Consider the following 16420-nt stretch of genomic DNA (forward strand, 5'->3'; position numbering starts at 1 on the left):
GTCATCGCCTTGCGAGCTCAGGTGGTGGATCGCCGGCCCGTGCGACCAGCGGGTGGCCGGTCGGGCTTCTGGGAGGCGATCGCCCGCGAGGGCTGCACCATGGGGTCGTCCGGGCTCACGTGGTGGGCGAGGGTGCGCAGCAAGGCGCGGAAGGTGGCCCGCGACTCCTCGGGCAGAACGTCCAGGAGTTGCTGCTCGGCCAGGCCGACCGGGCCGCTGAGTTCCTCCCAGCGCTGCCTTCCGTGCTCGGTGGCGACGATGTGCCGACTCCTGCGGTCGGAGGGGTCCGGCTTGCGTTCCACCAGGTCGGCGCGTTCCAGGTCGTCCAGGAGATACGTCATGATCGTGCGGTCGATTCCCAGGCGCTTGGCCAAGGCCCGCTGGCTGTTGGCGTGGCCCTGGATGGCAGCCATGAGCGTGAAGTAGCCGCGGGGGCCCCCGGGGATCTCGGCGACGGCCGCCTCGACGACCTTGGCGTAAGCGCGAAAGACCACGCCGAGGGCAAAGCCGAAGTTGTCCTCCATGTCAAGCCCGCTTTCAGGGCCCTCTGCACTGGTGCGGCGCTGTGAAGTCACAGCGACCACCTTAGTTCACGGAGACGAATGCTACCGTCTGCAGCATAGAAGATATATGTTCCATATTGGCTGGCTTTCCGGTGCGGCAGTCGGCCGGACGGTCACGGCTACGCCCGGATGGCCGTTGCGGACGCGACCTGCGACTTGGGCGGGCGCTGCCGGGCGAAGCCATGCGGAACCCGGTGGCATGTGGCTCCATCGCCAAGCTGACGCATCGCAGCCACCTCAGAAGTATTAATAAGGACATGTTCGACGCCACGGTCCCGGAGTGGTGGGCTGATCTCGATGTGGGTTCGGTCGGGGTGTGAACGCGGTTCTGCGGGCAAGGCGGCTCCTTGAGACTGTCCGGAGCCAGAACGCGGCATCGCTCGCGCCCTGCTCTGGCCGGATTCCAGACATCGTTGGCACCCGCCCTGTGCCACCGCCAAGAGTCACCGGACGAGCTACAGCCATGATCGTGAGAATCGCCGGCTTGGCTGAGCCGCGATTCACTGCTATCGGCCGCGATGTCAGCCGCTCGGATTCCTTCATGATCCATAGGTGTTTCGCCCTGTGAGGTCACGTAGAGGGACCTGTGGCGGCGCGTGGCCCCACTCCCGGCCGGCCGCCTCAGCTCCCGGATTGCCGTCCAGCCGCCCGAGTGACAGTGATCACGGACGCTGTTCGGACAGTGCTGCGTAGGCTCGGGCTGTCGTCGTGGTGGGCTCCGGGGCAGGGCAAAGTCATGCCCCAGCTGCCTGACGACGCATCGGAAAAGTCAGCAAGTGGTCAGCATGAGTTCTGAAAACCCTGGGGAAGGCTGCCCGGACATGCGACTCGTTGTAGGGTGTCGAAATAGCCCTTGACCTGCAAAAACGCAGGCAGGGAGCCTATTGGCAGGAGTGTCCCCATGTTGCGTACCATGTTCAAGTCCAAGATCCACCGTGCCACCGTGACCGAGGCCGACCTGCACTACGTCGGTTCCGTCACCGTGGACGCCGATCTGATGGACGCCGCCGACCTGCTTCCCGGCGAGCTGGTCCACATCGTCGACATCACCAACGGCGCCCGCCTGGAGACCTATGTCATCGAGGGCCGCCGCGGTTCCGGGGTGATCGGCATCAACGGCGCCGCCGCCCATCTGGTGCACCCCGGCGACCTGGTCATCCTGATCAGCTATGCGCAGGTCGACGACGCGGAGGCCCGCGCGCTGCGGCCGCGCGTGGTGCACGTCGACGCCGGCAACCGGATCGTCGCGCTGGGTGACGACGCCTCCGAGCCGGTCCCGGGAAGCGGCACCCAGGCGAGCCCGAACGCAGTGCCGGTCGCCTGAACGTCCGTACGAGCGGCTGTGCTATTGTCCGGATCCATTCGAGGTATCCGTCCAGGTGGGGTCCGGTGATCACGGACCTCGTCGGGACCGGGGGCGCGGCGTGCTGCCGTCGGTCCCCCACAGTACTCCTCGGGCCTGACGCATCAGCAGTTCACCGGGCTCCGGCGGATCGCTGAGCTGCCACGGATCTCCGTGACGGGCCCGGACACTGTCGCTCTCGGGGGTGGGCGATGAGAGCACACCTTTGTTCGGCCCGAAAGGAACTGAGTCCCATGCACGCTGGCGGAGCTGCCAGACTGCGCACCGTGACCCTGGCGGTCCTCACGCTCTCCCTGACGGCCGCGGCCACCGGCTGCGGCAACGATTCGGGCGGGCAGAGCGGCGAGGTCACAGTGGGCATCGCCCTCCCCACCACGAAGCAGACCCGGTGGATCGCCGACGGCAACAACATGGAAAAGCTGTTCAAGGAGCAGGGGTACAAGACCGACAAGCAGTACGCCGAGGACAGCGTCGAGAAGCAGGTCGAGCAGGTCGAGGCGATGATCGACCGGGGCGACAAGCTCCTCATCATCGGCGCGGTCGACGGCTTCGAGCTCGGTGACGCGCTCCAGAAGGCCTCCCGGGCGGGCGTCAAGGTCATCGCCTACGACCGCCTTCTGCTGGGCTCCAGCAACGTCGACTACTACGCGAGCTTCAACAACTACAAGGTCGGCGAGCTCCAGGCCCGGTACATCATCGACAAGCTCGGGCTGAAGAAGGGCGGCAACGCCGGCCCCTACAACCTCGAGCTGTTCGCCGGCGACGCCAACGACAACAACGTCCGGGGCTTCTTCTCGGGTGCCATGGACACGCTGAACCCGTTCATCGAGGACGGTCAGCTGAAAGTCCCGAGCAAGCAGACCCGTCTGAGCCAGGTCACCACCTTCAAGTGGCAGGCGGACATCGCCCAGGAGACGATGACGACCCGGCTCAACGACTTCTACAAGGGCAGCTCCACCGTTGACGCCATCCTGGCTCCCAACGACGGCATCGCGCGCGGTCTCATCAAGGCGCTGAAGAAGGACGACTACGGCACCACCGCCAAGCCGATGCCGATCATCACGGGTCAGGACGCCGAGACCGAGTCGGTGAACGAGATCATCGCCGGCGAACAGTCGATGACGGTCTACAAGGACACCCGCAAGCTCGCCGAGGTCGCCGTCAAGATGGCTCAGGACATCCTCAGCGGCAAGCAGCCCGAGATCAACGACAAGACCGGCAACGACAACGGCAACAAGGTCGTGCCGGCCTACCTGCTCGCCCCGGTCAGCGTCGACAAGTCCAACTACAAGAAGTTGCTCGTCGACAGCGGCTACATCAAGGCCTCCGACCTCAACTGAGGCAGGAGTCCGCACGTACGCGGGGCCGGGAGGAACACATCGTTCCTCCCGGCCCTCGTCGTACCCGGCGGCAGCCCCGCGTCAGATGAGCACGTTCATCAGACCGTAGTCGTACAGACCTCCGTAACCGCGGTCGAACTTGTCGCTGTAGGTGAAGCCGGAGCCCTTTCCGTAGCCGCCGTGGCCCTTGCCGAGGCCGAGGGCGTGGACGCCCTGGCCGAACCCCATGCCATAGCCGTAGCTCACGCTGTACTTGTAGCTGAAGCTGAACCGGTAGCCGTGCTTGTTGCACTGCTTCTTGTGGTGCTTCTTGTGCTTCTTGCCGTGGCCCTTGTCGTGGCCCTTGCCGCTCTTGCCGCTCTTGCCGCCCTTGCCGCCCTTGTCGCTCTTGCCCTTGCTCCCCTTGTTGCTGCCCTTGCTGTTGCCCTTCCCGTTGTCGTCCTTGTCCTTGTAGGTCGCGTTGTCGCCGTTGTCGTCGTTGTTGCCTCCGTTGCCGCCCCCGTTGCCGTTGTTGCCGTTGTTCTTGCCGCCGTTGTCGCGGCCGCCGTCCCGGCCGTTGTCGTCGTCGCCGTTGCCGCCTCGGCCGCCACCGCCGCCACTGCCGTTGTCGTTCCAGTCGGTACCGCCGTTGCCGCCGCCGTTCCAACTGCCGCCGTTGCCGCCACCGCCACCGCCCCCGCGGCCGTTGTCGCCGCCGCCGTTGTCGCCGCGGCCGTTGTCGCCGCCACCACCGCCGCCTCCGTTGCCGCCGCGGCCGTTGTCGCCACCACCGCCGCCTCCGTTGCCGCCCCGGCCGTTGTCGCCGCCGCCGTCGCCGTTCCAGCTGCCGCCGTTGCCGCCACCGCCACCGCCGCCGCCCCCGCGGCCGTTGTCGCCGCCACCCCCACCGCCACCGCCGCCCCCGCCGCCGCGGCCGTTGTCGTCGTAACCGTTGTCCCCGTCGTCCCCGTCGTCCCCGTTGCCCCCGTCGTCCCCGTTGCCCCCGCCGTAGCCGTTGTCCCCGCCGTCGTCGCCGTATCCGTTGTCGTCGTCGCCGTAGTCGTCGCTGCCCTTGCTGTGGGAGCTGTTCCTGCCGTCGTCGCTTCCCGGCGTGGCGACGGCGCTGCCGGTCGACGCGGCCAGTAGACCGGTGGCGAGAAGTCCGGTCGCGACGCCGAGAGCGCTGCGGCGCATCAGCCTGGTTCGCATGAGGGTCCTTCCTTCGGACGCGTGGCGGGCGGCGATCGCCGCCGCCCCTGCGATCCAGTCGTACGTCGCGCGGTAAACGGCCGCCCGTCGAGCGGAGCGTCCGGGCGACAGCGTGGCCAAGGAAGTGACGCAGTGCCACGAGGTACGGAACGTCAGTCCCCGCTGAGCAACAGGGTGTCGAGACCGCGCACCAGACCGCGGCGAGCCGCGGCCGCGCGAGTGGCCAGCAGCGTCCCCGCGACGTAGGGCGCGGGGGAGGTCCCCGCCTCGTGCCGGATCACCAGGCGCTCGTCCGGCAGCCCGAACTGCGCCTCCACGGCGAGGGTGTAGCCCGGCAACCGCACCGAGTGGACCTGCGTGCCCGCGATCGACGCGCCGCGGGCCTCCGGGTGCCCGGCGGTGTGTTCCGGGTCCACGGCGTACTCGGGCCGCCGTACGGCGGCCAGTTGTTCGGCGAGTTCGCGTGCGGTGCCGCTGGGGGCGTCGGGCTTGGTCGCGGAGGCGTAGTCGATGATCTCCCAGTGGGGCAGGTGCCGGGCCGCCAGCCGGGCGGCCGCCTGCGCCAGGGCGGCGGTCAGCGAGAAGTTCCCCGAGGCCACCACGCCGACGCCGTGCTCCTCCGCCAGCGCGGCGATCTCCTCGTAGTCGGCGCCGGACAGGCCCGACGAGCCGACCACGACCCCGACCCCCCGGACCACGGCGGTGCGCACATGGCGCCCGACCGCGGTGTGCGAGGTGTAGTCGATCAGGACGTCCACATCGTCCAGCGCGTCGTCGACCGTGCTGAAGACCGGCACGCCGAGCTCGGGACCGCCCCACACCGCCCCGAGGTCGGCGCCGGCCGCGGACCGTGCCACCGCGGACCGCAGCCGCAGGTCCGCGGAGTCCAGGACGGCGCGCGCCACCGCCTCCCCGGTCCAGCCCGTCGCCCCGGCGACGCACACGTTCAGCAGGTCCATCCCACCAGCATGAGGCATGATCACCGACCGTCCCGCCCGGAACCCGTCCCACCGGGGGACCTGGGGCGCAGCCGGGCCGCGGCGGAGCGGGCCTGACGGCGCATCCGGCCGGACAGCGTCGGCGGGCGCGGCGCGGCGGCGATCAGCTGCTCCGACAGCCACAGGGAGCGCTTCTCGAGGTCCAGCTCGTCCAGCAGCCGGTCGATGTCGGCCAGCAGAGCCCCGTACAGGTCCCAGCTCTCCCAGCGCCGCTCCGTCTCCGCGCGCAGCAGCACGGCGATCCGGTCCCTTTCCTCCCGGCCGCGCCGCAGGGCGTCCTCCAGCCGGGCCTCCGCCTGGTCGGCGCCCTCCGTGACCTGGGCCGCGATCAGCCGGCCGAAACTGTCGACGGCGTCGGCCAGGTCGGCGAACAACTCGTCGATGCCGGCGGCGAGCTCACCGGTGAACAGCGGCTCCCGCGCGCCGCGCTCGCGGTCCAGCTCCGTCAGTGAGCGGCACAGCGTCCGCAGCAGGACGGTCGAGACCTCCAGGGTGTCCAGCCCGCTGCGCAGCAGCAGCCGGGCCATCGCGCCCTCCGCCGGTTTGACCCGCGGGTTGAGCCGGGTCCCCTCCTCCGCCCTGCGCAGCGAGGCGTCGAAGCGGGCGACCTCGTTGTCCAGCCGGCGTGCGTCCATCAGCCACGAGCGGGCCTGCCCGGCGGTGGCTCCGGCGCGCACCTGACGGCCCATGCGGAGCATCAGCGCCCGCATGTGCTCCGCCAGCTCGCGTACCGCGTCACCGGCCGGCTCCACGAAGGCGGGCGGCGGTACGACGACGTTGAGCAGTACCCCGACACCGGCCCCGACCAGGGTTTCCAGCACGCGGTCCAGCGCCTCGCCGGAGGGGGCGGGGACGGCCAGGATGAGCATCGCGCTGATGGCGACCTCGGCCACGAACTCGTCCACCCGGATGAAGTGACCGGTCACCAGCGACGCCAGGATGATCAGCCCGAGGCTCCACCACGTCAGCCCGATCAGCTCCGCGAAGCCCACCGCGATGAGGACGCCGGCCACCACGCTGACCACCCGTCGGATGCCCGTGGTCACCGTCGTGTAGAGCGTCACCTGCACCACGAGCAGGGCCGTCAGGGGCGCCGTCAGCGGCGCCGGGTTGGGCAGCAGCCAGACTGCCACGGCGTACGACAGCACCGCGGCCACGGTGGAGCGCGCCGTCTGCACGACGATCGGCTCGTTGGTGCGCCGCAGGAGGTCGGCGAGCGGGGCGGGGAGGGCGCCGGGCACCCTGCCAGTCTCCCCGGGCCCGGGACGCCGGCACCGGTGCAGCGGGCACGGTTGCGCCGACCGCGTGAATACCCGGCCCCGACACGCCCCTGAGGCTGCGTCGGAGGCCCCGGCGGGGGCTTCATGGTCCGGGGCCGGAGTGTGTCCGAGCAGGGGAGCGAGGTGCCTATGGCGTGCGCGGTGCGGCGCTCGCGGGCCCTTGCCGCGGTGCTCGTCCTCGCGGCCGCCGCGGTCGCGTGCGGCAGCGGCGCCTCGCGGACGTCCGGAGGGGCGACGCTCGACTGGTACAACTTCCCCGACGACTCCGGGGCGCTGCAGGAGGCCGCCGACCGCTGCAGCCGGACCTCCGGCGGACGCTACGTCATCCGCTACAACAAACTCCCCCGGACGGCCGACGGCCAGCGGCAGCAGCTCGTACGCCGGCTGGCCGCACGCGACCCCGCGCTCGACATCCTCGGCCTGGACGTCACCTGGGCCCCGGAGTTCGCCGAGGCCGGCTGGATCCGCCCGTGGACCGGCACCCGGCGCGCCGAGGCCGTCCGGGACACCCTCGACGCACCGGTGCGCACGGCCACCTGGAAGGACCGCCTCTACGCCGTTCCCTACAACACCAACGTCCAGCTGCTGTGGTACCGCGCGGACCTCGTGTCGGAGCCGCCCACGACGTGGGCCGGGATGCTCGACGCCGCACGCGCCCTGGCGAAGGCCGGCAAACCCCACCGGATCGAGGTCCAGGGCGCCCAGTACGAGGGGCTCACCGTCTGGTTCAACACGCTCGTCGCCAGCGCGGGCGGTTCGATCCTCAACGCCGACGCGACCGCGCCCTCGCTCGGCGCGCCCGCCGTCCGGGCCGCGGGCATCATGCGCGACCTGGCGGTCTCTCCCGCCGCCGACCCGTCGCTGTCCAACCAGACGGAGGACCAGAACCGGCTCGCCATGGAGTCCGGCAGCGCCGCCTTCCAGGTGAACTACCCCTTCGTGTATCCGGCGATGAAGGCCGACAACCCGGAGCTCTTCCGGCACTTCCGATGGGCGCGCTACCCCCGGGTGGACGCCGACCGCCCCGCACGGGTCACCATCGGCGGCATCGACCTCGCCGTCGGCGCCCACAGCCGCCGGCCCGAGCTCGCCTTCGAGGCGGCGCTGTGCCTGCGCGACCGGGACAACCAGCGGGCCGCCGCGCTCCGCGGCGGCCTGCCGCCGACCCTGCGCTCCCTCTACGACGACCCCCGGATCGAGCGGAGCTACCCCTTCGCCCAGGACATCCTCGCCGAGCTGGAGAACGCCGCCCTGCGTCCGCAGACCCCCGCCTACCAGAACGTGTCCATCGCGGTGTCCCACACCCTGTCACCACCCGCCGAGATCCAGCCCGCTGCCTCCGTCCGGGACCTGCGGGGGCAGATCGAGGACGCCCTGCAGTCCAAGGGGCTGGTCCCGTGACGCGGCTGTCGGCGGGCGCCCGCCAGGAGCGCCGGCTCGGCTGGCTGCTCTGCGCCCCCGCCGTGCTCGTCATGCTCGCCGTGACCGCCTACCCCGTGCTCTACGCCCTCTACCTCTCCCTGCACCGCTACGACCTGCGCTTCCCGCAGCTGGCCCGCTTCGTGGGCCTGGACAACTACGCCGCGGTCCTGGGCTCCGGGTTCTGGTGGGAGGCGTTCCAGGTGACCTGCCTGATCACCGTCGTCTCCGTGGCGGTGGAACTGGTCCTCGGCATGGGCCTGGCCGTCGTCATGCACCGGGCGATCCTCGGCCGCCCCGCGGTGCGCACCGCGGTCCTGCTGCCGTACGGCATCGTGACCGTCGTCGCCGCCTTCTCCTGGCAGTACGCCTGGACCCCCGGCATCGGCTACCTCGTCGACTCGGCGGGGGAGGCCCCGCTGACCGACCACTGGAAGGCCATCGGGCTGATCATCCTGGCCGAGGTCTGGAAGACCACGCCCTTCATGGCGCTGCTGCTCCTCGCCGGGCTGGCCCTGGTGCCCGAGGAGACCCTGCGCGCGGCCATGGTCGACGGCGCCACGCGGTGGCAGCGCTTCCGGCTCGTCACACTGCCGCTGATGAAACCCGCCATCCTGGTGGCGCTGCTGTTCCGCACCCTCGACGCGTTCCGCATCTTCGACAACATCTACGTGCTCACCCAGGGCTCCAACGGCACCGGCTCCGTGTCGATCCTCGGCTACGACAACCTCTTCACGGCGCTGAACCTCGGCATCGGCTCGGCGATCTCCGTGCTGATCTTCCTCTGCGTGGCGGTCATCGCCTTCGCCTTCATCAGGCTGTTCGGCACGGCCGCCCCAGGAACGGAGGACACCGGACGATGAGCACGAGCCCGGCGCAGCGGCGGCGGATCGCCCGCTGGAGCGTCGTCAACACCGCCGTCATGCTCTACGCGCTGTTCCCGGTGTGGTGGATCGTCGCGTTGTCCTTCAAGGACCCCGCCACCCTCTCCGACGGCAGCTTCGTCCCCCGCACGTGGACGCTGGAGAACTACCGCGGCATCTTCGCGACCTCCGAGTTCACCCGCGCGCTGGTCAACTCCATCGGGATCGCCCTGATCTCCACCGTCGTCGCCGTCACCCTGGGCACCATGGCCGCCTACGCCGTGGCCCGGCTGCGCTTCCCCGGCAAGGGGCTGCTGATCGGCACCTCGCTGCTGATCGCGATGTTCCCGCCGATCTCCCTGGTGTCGCCGCTCTTCGACATCGAGCGCTTCCTCGGCCTGTTCGACACGTGGGCCGGGCTGATCATCCCGTACATGACCTTCTCGCTGCCGCTGGCGATCTACACGCTGTCGGCGTTCTTCCGCGAGATCCCCTGGGACCTGGAGAAGGCCGCCAAGGTCGACGGGGCAACCCCCGCCCAGGCCTTCCGGCTGGTCATCGCGCCGCTCGCGGCACCCGGGGTGTTCACCACGGCGATCCTGGTCTTCATCTTCTGCTGGAACGACTTCCTCTTCGCGATCTCGCTGACCTCCACCACCGCCGCGCGCACCGTCCCGGCGGCCATCGCCTTCTTCACCGGCAGCTCCCAGTTCCAGCAGCCCACCGGTTCGATCGCGGCGGCCGCCGTGGTCATCACCGTCCCGATCGTCGTCTTCGTGCTGCTGTTCCAGCGGCGCATCGTGGCCGGACTGACCTCCGGCGCAGTGAAGGGCTGAAGGACCGCACATGGCCGAGATCACCCTCGAAGGCGTCACCAAGCGCTACCCCGACGGCGCGGTCGCCGTCCGCGACGTCAGCCTCGCCATCGCGGACGGCGAGTTCGTGATCCTGGTCGGCCCGTCGGGCTGCGGGAAGTCCACCACCCTCAACATGATCGCCGGGCTGGAGGACATCACCGAGGGCACCCTCCGCATCGGCGGCCAGGTCGTCAACGACAAGGCCCCCAAGGACCGCGACATCGCCATGGTCTTCCAGAGCTACGCCCTCTACCCCCACATGACCGTCCGCCAGAACATGGGCTTCGCCCTGCGGCTGGCCCACGTGGACAAGGCCGTCATCAGGGAGAAGGTGGAGGAGGCGGCCCGCGTCCTCGACCTCACCGGGCACCTCGACCGCAAGCCCGCCAACCTCTCCGGCGGGCAGCGCCAGCGCGTCGCGATGGGCCGTGCCATCGTCCGCGAGCCCAAGGCCTTCCTGATGGACGAGCCGCTGTCCAACCTCGACGCCAAGCTGCGGGTCCAGATGCGCACCCAGATCGCGCGGCTGCAGCGGCGCCTGGGCACCACCACGGTATACGTCACGCACGACCAGACCGAGGCCATGACCCTCGGCGACCGCGTCGTCGTGATGCGCGGCGGCCTCGTCCAGCAGACCGGATCGCCGCAGGAGCTGTACGACCGCCCGCGCAACCTGTTCGTCGCCGGTTTCATCGGCTCGCCCGCGATGAACTTCCTGCCCGCCACGGTGGAGGAGGACCGGCTGCGCACCCCGCTCGGCGACCTGCCGCTCGACGACCGCCTCCGCGCCGCCCTGGCACGCCGCGGCGCGCCGCGCGAGGTCATCGCGGGTTTCCGGCCGGAGCACTTCGAGGACGCCGCGCTCGTCGACCCGGAACGCGGCGGCGCCACCGTCACCGTGACCGTCGACGTCCGCGAGTCCCTCGGCTCGGATGTCTACGTCCACTTCGCCCAGGAGGGCGGCGCGGCCGCCGCGGAGCAACTGGCCGAACTCGCCGCCGACTCCGGCCTCGCCGACACCGGCGCCGGCGGGCCCGAGACCGTCGCCCGGCTCTCCGCCAGGACCCGGGCCCGCGAGGGCGAACGCCTGCGCCTGTGGCTCGACACCGCGCAGGCCCACGTCTTCGACCCGGCCACCGGCGACAACCTCACGCTCCCCGAACGCCCCCGCGACACGGCCGCGGAGTGAGCCCATGGCGCCGGCCGCCGTCCCGCCACCCCTCCCCGGACCCCTCGCGCACCTCGCCCCGCTCCTGGACGACTGGGGCTACCTGGCGGTCGGCGTCCTCGTCCTGCTCGACAACGGCGGTATCCCGGTGCCCGGTCAGACCGTCCTCGTCGTCGCGGCCGCCTACGCGGGCACCGGGCGGATGGACATCGCCGCCGTCGTGGCGGTCGCCGTCGTCGCGGCCGTCGCGGGCGACTGCCTCGGCTACCTCATCGGCCGCAGCGGCGGCCGCGCCTTCGTCCACCGCTGGGGCCGCTACGTCCTGCTCACCCCGGAACGCTTCGAGCGCGGGGAGGAGTTCTTCGCCCGCCGCGGCGACCTCGTCGTCCTGCTCGCCCGCTTCGTGGACGTCCTGCGCCAGACCAACGGCATCATCGCCGGTACCGCGGGCATGCCCTGGTGGCGCTTCCTGCTGTGCAACACCCTCGGCGCGGTCCTCTGGGTCGGCGTCTGGGCCGCCCTGGCCTACGCCGCCGGCACCCGCCTCGGCACGCTCTACGCCTGGCTCACCCGCTTCCAGCTCTACGCCCTGATCGCCGTGGCCCTGATCGCGGCCGCCCTGACCGCCCGCTACCTCATCCGCCGCCGGGGCCGCGGCCGCCGGGACACCTCCTAGAGCAGGTCCTCGACGGTGATCGGCATCTTGCGGACGCGGCGGCCCGTGGCGTGGTGGACGGCGTTGGCGATGGCGGCGCCCGCGCCGACCTGGCCGATCTCGCCGACGCCCTTGACGCCCAGGGGGTTGACGACGGTGTCCTCGACCTCGACGAGCTCGACCTCGACGTCCGGCGCGTCCGCGTTGACGGCGACCAGGTAGTCGCCGAGGCTCGAGGCCGCCCAGCGCCCGGTTCGGGCCTCCATGCGGTTGGCCTCGAGGAGGGCCTGGCCGAGGCCCCAGATCATGCCGCCCATGAGCTGGCTGCGCGCGGTCTTCGGGTTGAGGACCCGCCCCGGGGCGAAGGCGCCGACCATGCGGCGGACCCGGACGAGACCGAGGTCGGCGTCGACGGCGACCTCGGCGAACTGCGCGCCGAAGGTCATCAGGGCGTGCCCGTTCGCGCCGGGGTCGGGGGTCCACGAGCCCAGGGCCTCGAGGTCCGGCAGGAACTGACGGTGCATCATCTCGGCGTAGGTCTCGCCCGTACCGGGGTCGTCCCGGAGCACCATGCGCCCGTCCCGGAGCTCGACGGACTTTGGGTCCGCCCCGTGCAGCGGCGACTCGGCGTCGGCGACCGCCCGCGCGACGAGCGCGTCCCGCAGGGCGGCGGCGGCCGTGTGGACGGCCGCGCTGATCATGCCGGCACCGGCGGAGCCCACGGCCGCGGCGATCTGAGGGAGGGCGGTGTCGCCGTTCTCGAAGCGGCACCGCTCGACGGGCAGGCCGAGGGCGTCGGCGGCGACCTGGGTCATGGCCGTGGCCACACCGGTGCCGAAGTCGGGCGTGGCCGCCTGCACCAGCACCGTTCCGTCGGCGTACAGGCGCGCGCGGGCTCGCTGCGGTGTGACCGGCTGGGCGACGGGGTACCCGGCGCTGGCCATGCCGGTGCCGATCAGCCAGTGCCCCTCACGCCGGGAGCGCGGCCGCGGGTCGCGGCCCGCCCACCCGAAGCGCTCCGCGCCGCGGCGGTAGCACTCCTCCAGCCCCCAGCTCGACCACGGGTCGCCCGTCATCGGGTCGGTCGCGGTGATGTTGCGCAGCCGCAGCTCCAGCGGGTCCATCCCGAGGCGCTCGGCCAGCTCGTCCATCGCGCACTCCATGGCGAACATGCCCGAGGCCTCGCCGGGCGCGCGCATGAACGTCGGGGTCATGGTGTTCGCGCGGAACATCCGGTACTCGCCCTCGTAGTGGGGGCACCCGTAGATCTGCGAGGCGACGCCCAGGGAGGGCTCGGCCCACTCGTCGAAGTGCGAGGTGGGGGAGAGCTTGTGGTGGCGCAGCGCGGTGAGCCGCCCGTCCCCGGCCGCCGCGAGCGTGATCGTCTGCTCCTGCTCCTCGCGGTGCCCCATCGAGGTGAACATCTGCTCACGGGTCAGCGCCAGCTTCACCGGGCGGCCCACCGCCCGGGCGGCGATCGCGGCGAGGGCGGGGTGGTGCCAGATCATCGCCTTGCCGCCGAAACTGCCGCCCGTGTAGTGCCCGACGACCCGTACCCGGGAGACCGGCAGACCGAGCAGCGCGGCGACCGTCTGCTGGGTGGAGGTGACGCCCTGCGTGGCGTCCCAGAGGGTGAGTTCGCCGCCCTCCCAGGAGGCGGTGGTCGCCGGCGGCTCGATGGGGTTGTGGTTGTTCGCGGCGTAGGTGAAGGTGACGTTCAGCCGTACGTCGGCCTCGTCCATCCCCTTCCGCAGGTCGCCCCGGCTCATGCGTCCCGGCATGAAGCCGCCGAAGATCGCCTCGGGTACACGGGCCAGGTCCCGGCCCTGGTCGAGGGTGGTGACCGAGGGCTCCTCCGCGTACCGCACGTGCAGCAGACTCGCCGCGTGCTGGGCCCGTTCGTGGGTGTCGGCGACGACGACGGCGATGTGCTGGCCCGCGTAGTGGACGACGTCGTCCTGCAGGGGGAAGAACGTCTGGCCGGGGGCCGCCGTCCCCGCCAGGGAGGGGATCAGCGGCGGCTGCGCCACGATGGGCGGGGTGTTCTCGTGGGTGAGGACCGCGAGGACCCCCTCGGCGGCCTCGGCCTCGCGGGCGTCGATCGAGGTGATCCGCCCGGAGGCGATGTGGGCCCCGACGAGGGCGGCGTACGCCATGCCGGGCAGCGGGATCTCCGCCGAGAACCGCGCCGATCCGGTGACCTTGGGGCGGCCGTCGACCCGGTCCATCGGCTGCCCGACGGCCGCGGTCACGACGGGCTCCCGGTGAGGGTCTCGAGCGCGCGGACCATGGTGCGGCAGGCGAGTTCGACCTTGAAGGCGTTCATCGACGTGGGGCGCGCCGCGGCCATTTCGACCCGTGCGGCCTCGTGGAAGTTCTCCGGGATGGCCGGCGCCCCGAGCAGGAACTCCTCGGCGCGTTCGGCCCGCCAGGGCCGGGTGCCCACCCCGCCGAGCCCGAGGCGGACGTCCAGCACCAGCCCGTCCGCCAGCGCCAGCGCGGCCGCCACCGAGACCAGGGCGAACTCGTACGACGCGCGGTCCCTGACCTTCAGATACGTGGAGTGGCGGGCGATGGGCACCGAGGGCACCTCGATCACGGTGATCAGCTCGCCGTGCTCCAGCGGGTGCTCCCGGTCAGGGGTGTCGCCGGGCAGCAGGAAGAACTCCTCGAAGGAGTACGAGCGTTCACCGCCGGGCCCCTCGGTCCGGATCCTGGCGTCGAGTGCCGCCAGGGCCACGGCGACGTCCGAGGGGTGGGTGGCGATGCAGTGCGCGCTCGTGCCGAGGACCGCGTGCCCGCGGCTCGTGCCCTCGATCGCCGCGCAACCGCTCCCCGGTACGCGCTTGTTGCAGGCCGACGCGGTGTCGCGGAAGTAGCCGCACCGCACGCGCTGCATCATGTTGCCGCCCATGGAGGCCATGTTGCGCAACTGGGCCGAGGCGCCGAGTTCCAGCGCCTGGGCGATCAACGGGAAGCGCTCCCGTACGACCGGCGCCTCGGCGACCTGGCTCATCCGGGCCAGCGCGCCGATCCGCAACGAGCCGTCCGGCATGCCCTCCACCCCGGTCAGGGGGAGGTCGTTGATGTCCACGAGCCGGCGCGGCGCGAGCACGTTCTGCCGTAGCAGGTCGACCTCGGTGGTGCCGCCGGCCAGGAAGTGGCTTTGCGGGTCGGCGGTGACGGCCGCGATCGCGTCCGCCGTGCCCGTGGCGCGGGTGTAGCTGATGGGCCGCATGATGTCACGCTCCGCTGCCGGTTCCGGAGGCGGCGTCCGGTTCCGCGTCGCGGACCGCGCGGATCGCCGCACGGATGTTGGGGTACGCGGCACAACGGCAGATGTTGCCGCTCATCCACTCCTTGATCTCCGCGTCGTCCGCGGCGTGTCCCTCCCGCAGCAGCGCCACCGCCGACATGATCTGCCCCGGGGTGCAGTAGCCGCACTGGAAGGCGTCGTGCGCGATGAACGCCTCCTGCATCGGGTCGAGCCGGCCCTCCTGGGCCAGGCCCTCGATGGTGGTGACCTCGTGGCCCTCGCACGTGACGGCGAGCGTCAGGCAGCCCAGCACGCGCTGCCCGTCCACCAGCACCGTGCAGGCCCCGCAGGCGCCCTGGTCGCAGCCCTTCTTGGCGCCGGTCAGACCGAGATGCTCCCTGAGGGCGTCGAGCAGGCTCACCCGGGGCTCGATGTCCACCGCCCGCCGCTCCCCGTTGACGTGCAGGGTGACCCGGACGGGGTCCGGTCCGCGCTCCGGCAGGACGCCGGCTTCCGCCGCGGTGTTCGCCGAGATATGTGAGGACACCGGTCCACCTCCAGATCGGTCTCCCTTTCATGCTGTTTCGCCCGTCAACGACCCGCAACCGGGATCATGGGGGTGTGCCGCGGCCCTGGGGCGAGCCGCGGCACACCCCTGGGCCGGGCAGCGGCTAGGCCACGCAGAACTCGTTGCCCTCCGGGTCCTGCATCACCACCCCGTAGTGGTCCACGCCCGGTTCGGAGAGCACGCGCAGCCGCGAGGCTCCCGCTGCGACCAGGCGGCCGACCTCGGCCTCGACCCGCTCCCTGCGGGTCTCCAGGGGTACCTCGGCCCGGTCGCCGCCCACCATGACGTCGAGGTGGAGCCGGTTCTTGACCACCTTGCCCTCGGGCACCTGCTGGAACCAGATCCGGGGGCCGCCGCCCTCCGGGTCCACGACGGAGTCGCTGCAGTCGCCCTTGCCCAGCTCCTCCTCCGGCACACCGACGGAGAGCCAGTACTCCCGCCAGGTGGGGAAGCCGTCCGGCGCGTCCTCGACGCGGTAGCGCAGCGCGGTCGCCCAGAAGTGCGCCTGGCCCTCCGGATCCGCGCAGTCGATCGTGAGCTGGAAAGCGACCATGGTGTGCCTCCGTCGAAGTGGCCCGCCCGGTGCCCGCACCGGTGGGGCCATCCTGCCCGACGGGTACGACAGCGGCTCAGCCGTTCTCCTCGATCCTGAAGCCGACCTTCAGTCCGACCTGGTAATGCCCGACCTGCCCGTCCGCCAGGTGACCGCGGATCTGTGTGACCTCGAACCAGTCGAGGTTGCGCAGGGTCTCCGAGGCCCGGCTGAGCCCGTTGCGGATGGCGGCGTCCAGGCCCTCGCTGGACGAGCCGACGATCTCGGTCACCCGGTACGTGTGGTCGGTCATGGGGCCTCCCTGATCGGTGGGACGGGCGGTTCCGCCGCCCCTCCACGGTGCCTCATC

At 71.4% G+C, this 16420-nt stretch carries 16 protein-coding genes; 7 read left to right on the plus strand and 9 right to left on the minus strand.

What is annotated here, in order from left to right; all coding sequences use genetic code 11:
• Nucleotides 1-17: 17 nt before the first annotated feature.
• Nucleotides 18-575 (minus strand): MarR family winged helix-turn-helix transcriptional regulator, encoded by a 558-nt coding sequence (locus tag PV342_RS18770; RefSeq protein WP_500317968.1) that lies wholly within the window; start codon nucleotides 573-575, stop codon nucleotides 18-20.
• An 889-nt stretch (nucleotides 576-1464) separates the two neighbouring features.
• Between PV342_RS18770 and panD the strand changes: the two genes are divergently transcribed.
• Together panD and chvE are read left to right on the plus strand one after the other, a co-directional pair.
• Nucleotides 1465-1887, plus strand: coding sequence for an aspartate 1-decarboxylase (panD, locus tag PV342_RS18775; protein ID WP_400797698.1), 423 nt, complete (start codon nucleotides 1465-1467; stop codon nucleotides 1885-1887).
• A gap of 272 nt (nucleotides 1888-2159) precedes the next feature.
• Nucleotides 2160-3266 (plus strand): multiple monosaccharide ABC transporter substrate-binding protein, encoded by a 1107-nt coding sequence (gene chvE / locus PV342_RS18780; protein WP_361010277.1) that lies wholly within the window; start codon nucleotides 2160-2162, stop codon nucleotides 3264-3266.
• A gap of 81 nt (nucleotides 3267-3347) precedes the next feature.
• Here the strand turns inward: chvE and PV342_RS18785 are convergent, their stop codons facing one another.
• The 3 genes from PV342_RS18785 to PV342_RS18795 form a co-directional block, all read right to left on the minus strand.
• Nucleotides 3348-4454, minus strand: a complete 1107-nt coding sequence (locus PV342_RS18785) for a hypothetical protein (protein ID WP_500317970.1) — start codon at nucleotides 4452-4454, stop codon at nucleotides 3348-3350.
• Between the two features lie 152 nt (nucleotides 4455-4606).
• Nucleotides 4607-5413 carry a 4-hydroxy-tetrahydrodipicolinate reductase gene (gene dapB / locus PV342_RS18790; protein WP_386997505.1) on the minus strand — a complete coding sequence of 269 codons (807 nt, stop codon included), beginning with the start codon at nucleotides 5411-5413 and terminating at the stop codon, nucleotides 4607-4609.
• Between the two features lie 20 nt (nucleotides 5414-5433).
• A complete protein-coding gene (locus PV342_RS18795) occupies nucleotides 5434-6693 on the minus strand; it encodes an FUSC family protein (protein ID WP_500317972.1) in 1260 nt (419 codons plus the stop codon).
• Between the two features lie 168 nt (nucleotides 6694-6861).
• Between PV342_RS18795 and PV342_RS18800 the strand changes: the two genes are divergently transcribed.
• Genes PV342_RS18800 through PV342_RS18820 form a run of 5 tightly spaced genes read left to right on the plus strand, consistent with a single transcriptional unit; the run spans nucleotide 6862 to nucleotide 11715 of the window.
• Nucleotides 6862-8133, plus strand: a complete 1272-nt coding sequence (locus PV342_RS18800) for an ABC transporter substrate-binding protein (RefSeq protein WP_500317973.1) — start codon at nucleotides 6862-6864, stop codon at nucleotides 8131-8133.
• Nucleotides 8130-9014 (plus strand): carbohydrate ABC transporter permease, encoded by an 885-nt coding sequence (locus PV342_RS18805; protein WP_361010290.1) that lies wholly within the window; start codon nucleotides 8130-8132, stop codon nucleotides 9012-9014. The genes PV342_RS18800 and PV342_RS18805 overlap by 4 nt, the downstream gene beginning before the upstream one ends.
• Nucleotides 9011-9850 (plus strand): carbohydrate ABC transporter permease, encoded by an 840-nt coding sequence (locus PV342_RS18810; protein WP_500317975.1) that lies wholly within the window; start codon nucleotides 9011-9013, stop codon nucleotides 9848-9850. Before PV342_RS18805 ends, PV342_RS18810 begins: the two co-directional genes overlap by 4 nt.
• 10 nt (nucleotides 9851-9860) lie before the next feature.
• The gene (locus PV342_RS18815; protein WP_386997501.1) at nucleotides 9861-11060 is read left to right on the plus strand and encodes an ABC transporter ATP-binding protein; all 1200 of its coding nucleotides are present in this window, start codon (nucleotides 9861-9863) and stop codon (nucleotides 11058-11060) included.
• 4 nt (nucleotides 11061-11064) lie between these two features.
• Nucleotides 11065-11715, plus strand: coding sequence for a DedA family protein (locus tag PV342_RS18820; protein ID WP_400797715.1), 651 nt, complete (start codon nucleotides 11065-11067; stop codon nucleotides 11713-11715).
• On the opposite strand, the gene PV342_RS18825 is transcribed toward PV342_RS18820, so the two are convergent.
• From PV342_RS18825 to PV342_RS18845, 5 genes are all read right to left on the minus strand, one after another.
• The gene (locus tag PV342_RS18825; protein ID WP_500317977.1) at nucleotides 11712-13946 is read right to left on the minus strand and encodes a xanthine dehydrogenase family protein molybdopterin-binding subunit; all 2235 of its coding nucleotides are present in this window, start codon (nucleotides 13944-13946) and stop codon (nucleotides 11712-11714) included. The two genes, PV342_RS18820 and PV342_RS18825, sit on opposite strands and share 4 nt — an antisense overlap.
• Nucleotides 13943-14932, minus strand: coding sequence for an FAD binding domain-containing protein (locus tag PV342_RS18830; RefSeq protein ID WP_400797721.1), 990 nt, complete (start codon nucleotides 14930-14932; stop codon nucleotides 13943-13945). The genes PV342_RS18825 and PV342_RS18830 overlap by 4 nt, the downstream gene beginning before the upstream one ends.
• Nucleotides 14933-14936: 4 nt before the next feature.
• On the minus strand, nucleotides 14937-15497 hold the full coding sequence (locus tag PV342_RS18835; RefSeq protein ID WP_500317979.1) for a (2Fe-2S)-binding protein: 561 nt from the start codon (nucleotides 15495-15497) through the stop codon (nucleotides 14937-14939).
• 124 nt (nucleotides 15498-15621) lie between these two features.
• Nucleotides 15622-16071, minus strand: a complete 450-nt coding sequence (locus tag PV342_RS18840; protein WP_386997495.1) for a VOC family protein — start codon at nucleotides 16069-16071, stop codon at nucleotides 15622-15624.
• A gap of 76 nt (nucleotides 16072-16147) precedes the next feature.
• On the minus strand, nucleotides 16148-16363 hold the full coding sequence (locus tag PV342_RS18845; RefSeq protein WP_089223498.1) for a dodecin: 216 nt from the start codon (nucleotides 16361-16363) through the stop codon (nucleotides 16148-16150).
• Nucleotides 16364-16420 lie beyond the last annotated feature (57 nt).

The organism is Streptomyces sp. PA03-3a (genome assembly GCF_033792735.1).
In the GTDB taxonomy this organism is placed as follows: domain Bacteria; phylum Actinomycetota; class Actinomycetes; order Streptomycetales; family Streptomycetaceae; genus Actinacidiphila.

Bases quoted from the DNA above. Each gene is read 5' to 3' on its own strand.
- panD (WP_400797698.1), top strand. From the start codon at position 1,465: ATGTTGCGTACCATGTTCAAGTCCAAGATCCACCGTGCCACCGTGACC.
- chvE (WP_361010277.1), top strand. From the start codon at position 2,160: ATGCACGCTGGCGGAGCTGCCAGACTGCGCACCGTGACCCTGGCGGTC.
- PV342_RS18785 (WP_500317970.1), bottom strand. From the start codon at position 4,454: ATGCGAACCAGGCTGATGCGCCGCAGCGCTCTCGGCGTCGCGACCGGA.
- dapB (WP_386997505.1), bottom strand. From the start codon at position 5,413: ATGGACCTGCTGAACGTGTGCGTCGCCGGGGCGACGGGCTGGACCGGG.
- PV342_RS18800 (WP_500317973.1), top strand. From the start codon at position 6,862: ATGGCGTGCGCGGTGCGGCGCTCGCGGGCCCTTGCCGCGGTGCTCGTC.
- PV342_RS18810 (WP_500317975.1), top strand. From the start codon at position 9,011: ATGAGCACGAGCCCGGCGCAGCGGCGGCGGATCGCCCGCTGGAGCGTC.
- PV342_RS18815 (WP_386997501.1), top strand. From the start codon at position 9,861: ATGGCCGAGATCACCCTCGAAGGCGTCACCAAGCGCTACCCCGACGGC.
- PV342_RS18820 (WP_400797715.1), top strand. From the start codon at position 11,065: ATGGCGCCGGCCGCCGTCCCGCCACCCCTCCCCGGACCCCTCGCGCAC.
- PV342_RS18830 (WP_400797721.1), bottom strand. From the start codon at position 14,932: ATGCGGCCCATCAGCTACACCCGCGCCACGGGCACGGCGGACGCGATC.
- PV342_RS18840 (WP_386997495.1), bottom strand. From the start codon at position 16,071: ATGGTCGCTTTCCAGCTCACGATCGACTGCGCGGATCCGGAGGGCCAG.
- PV342_RS18845 (WP_089223498.1), bottom strand. From the start codon at position 16,363: ATGACCGACCACACGTACCGGGTGACCGAGATCGTCGGCTCGTCCAGC.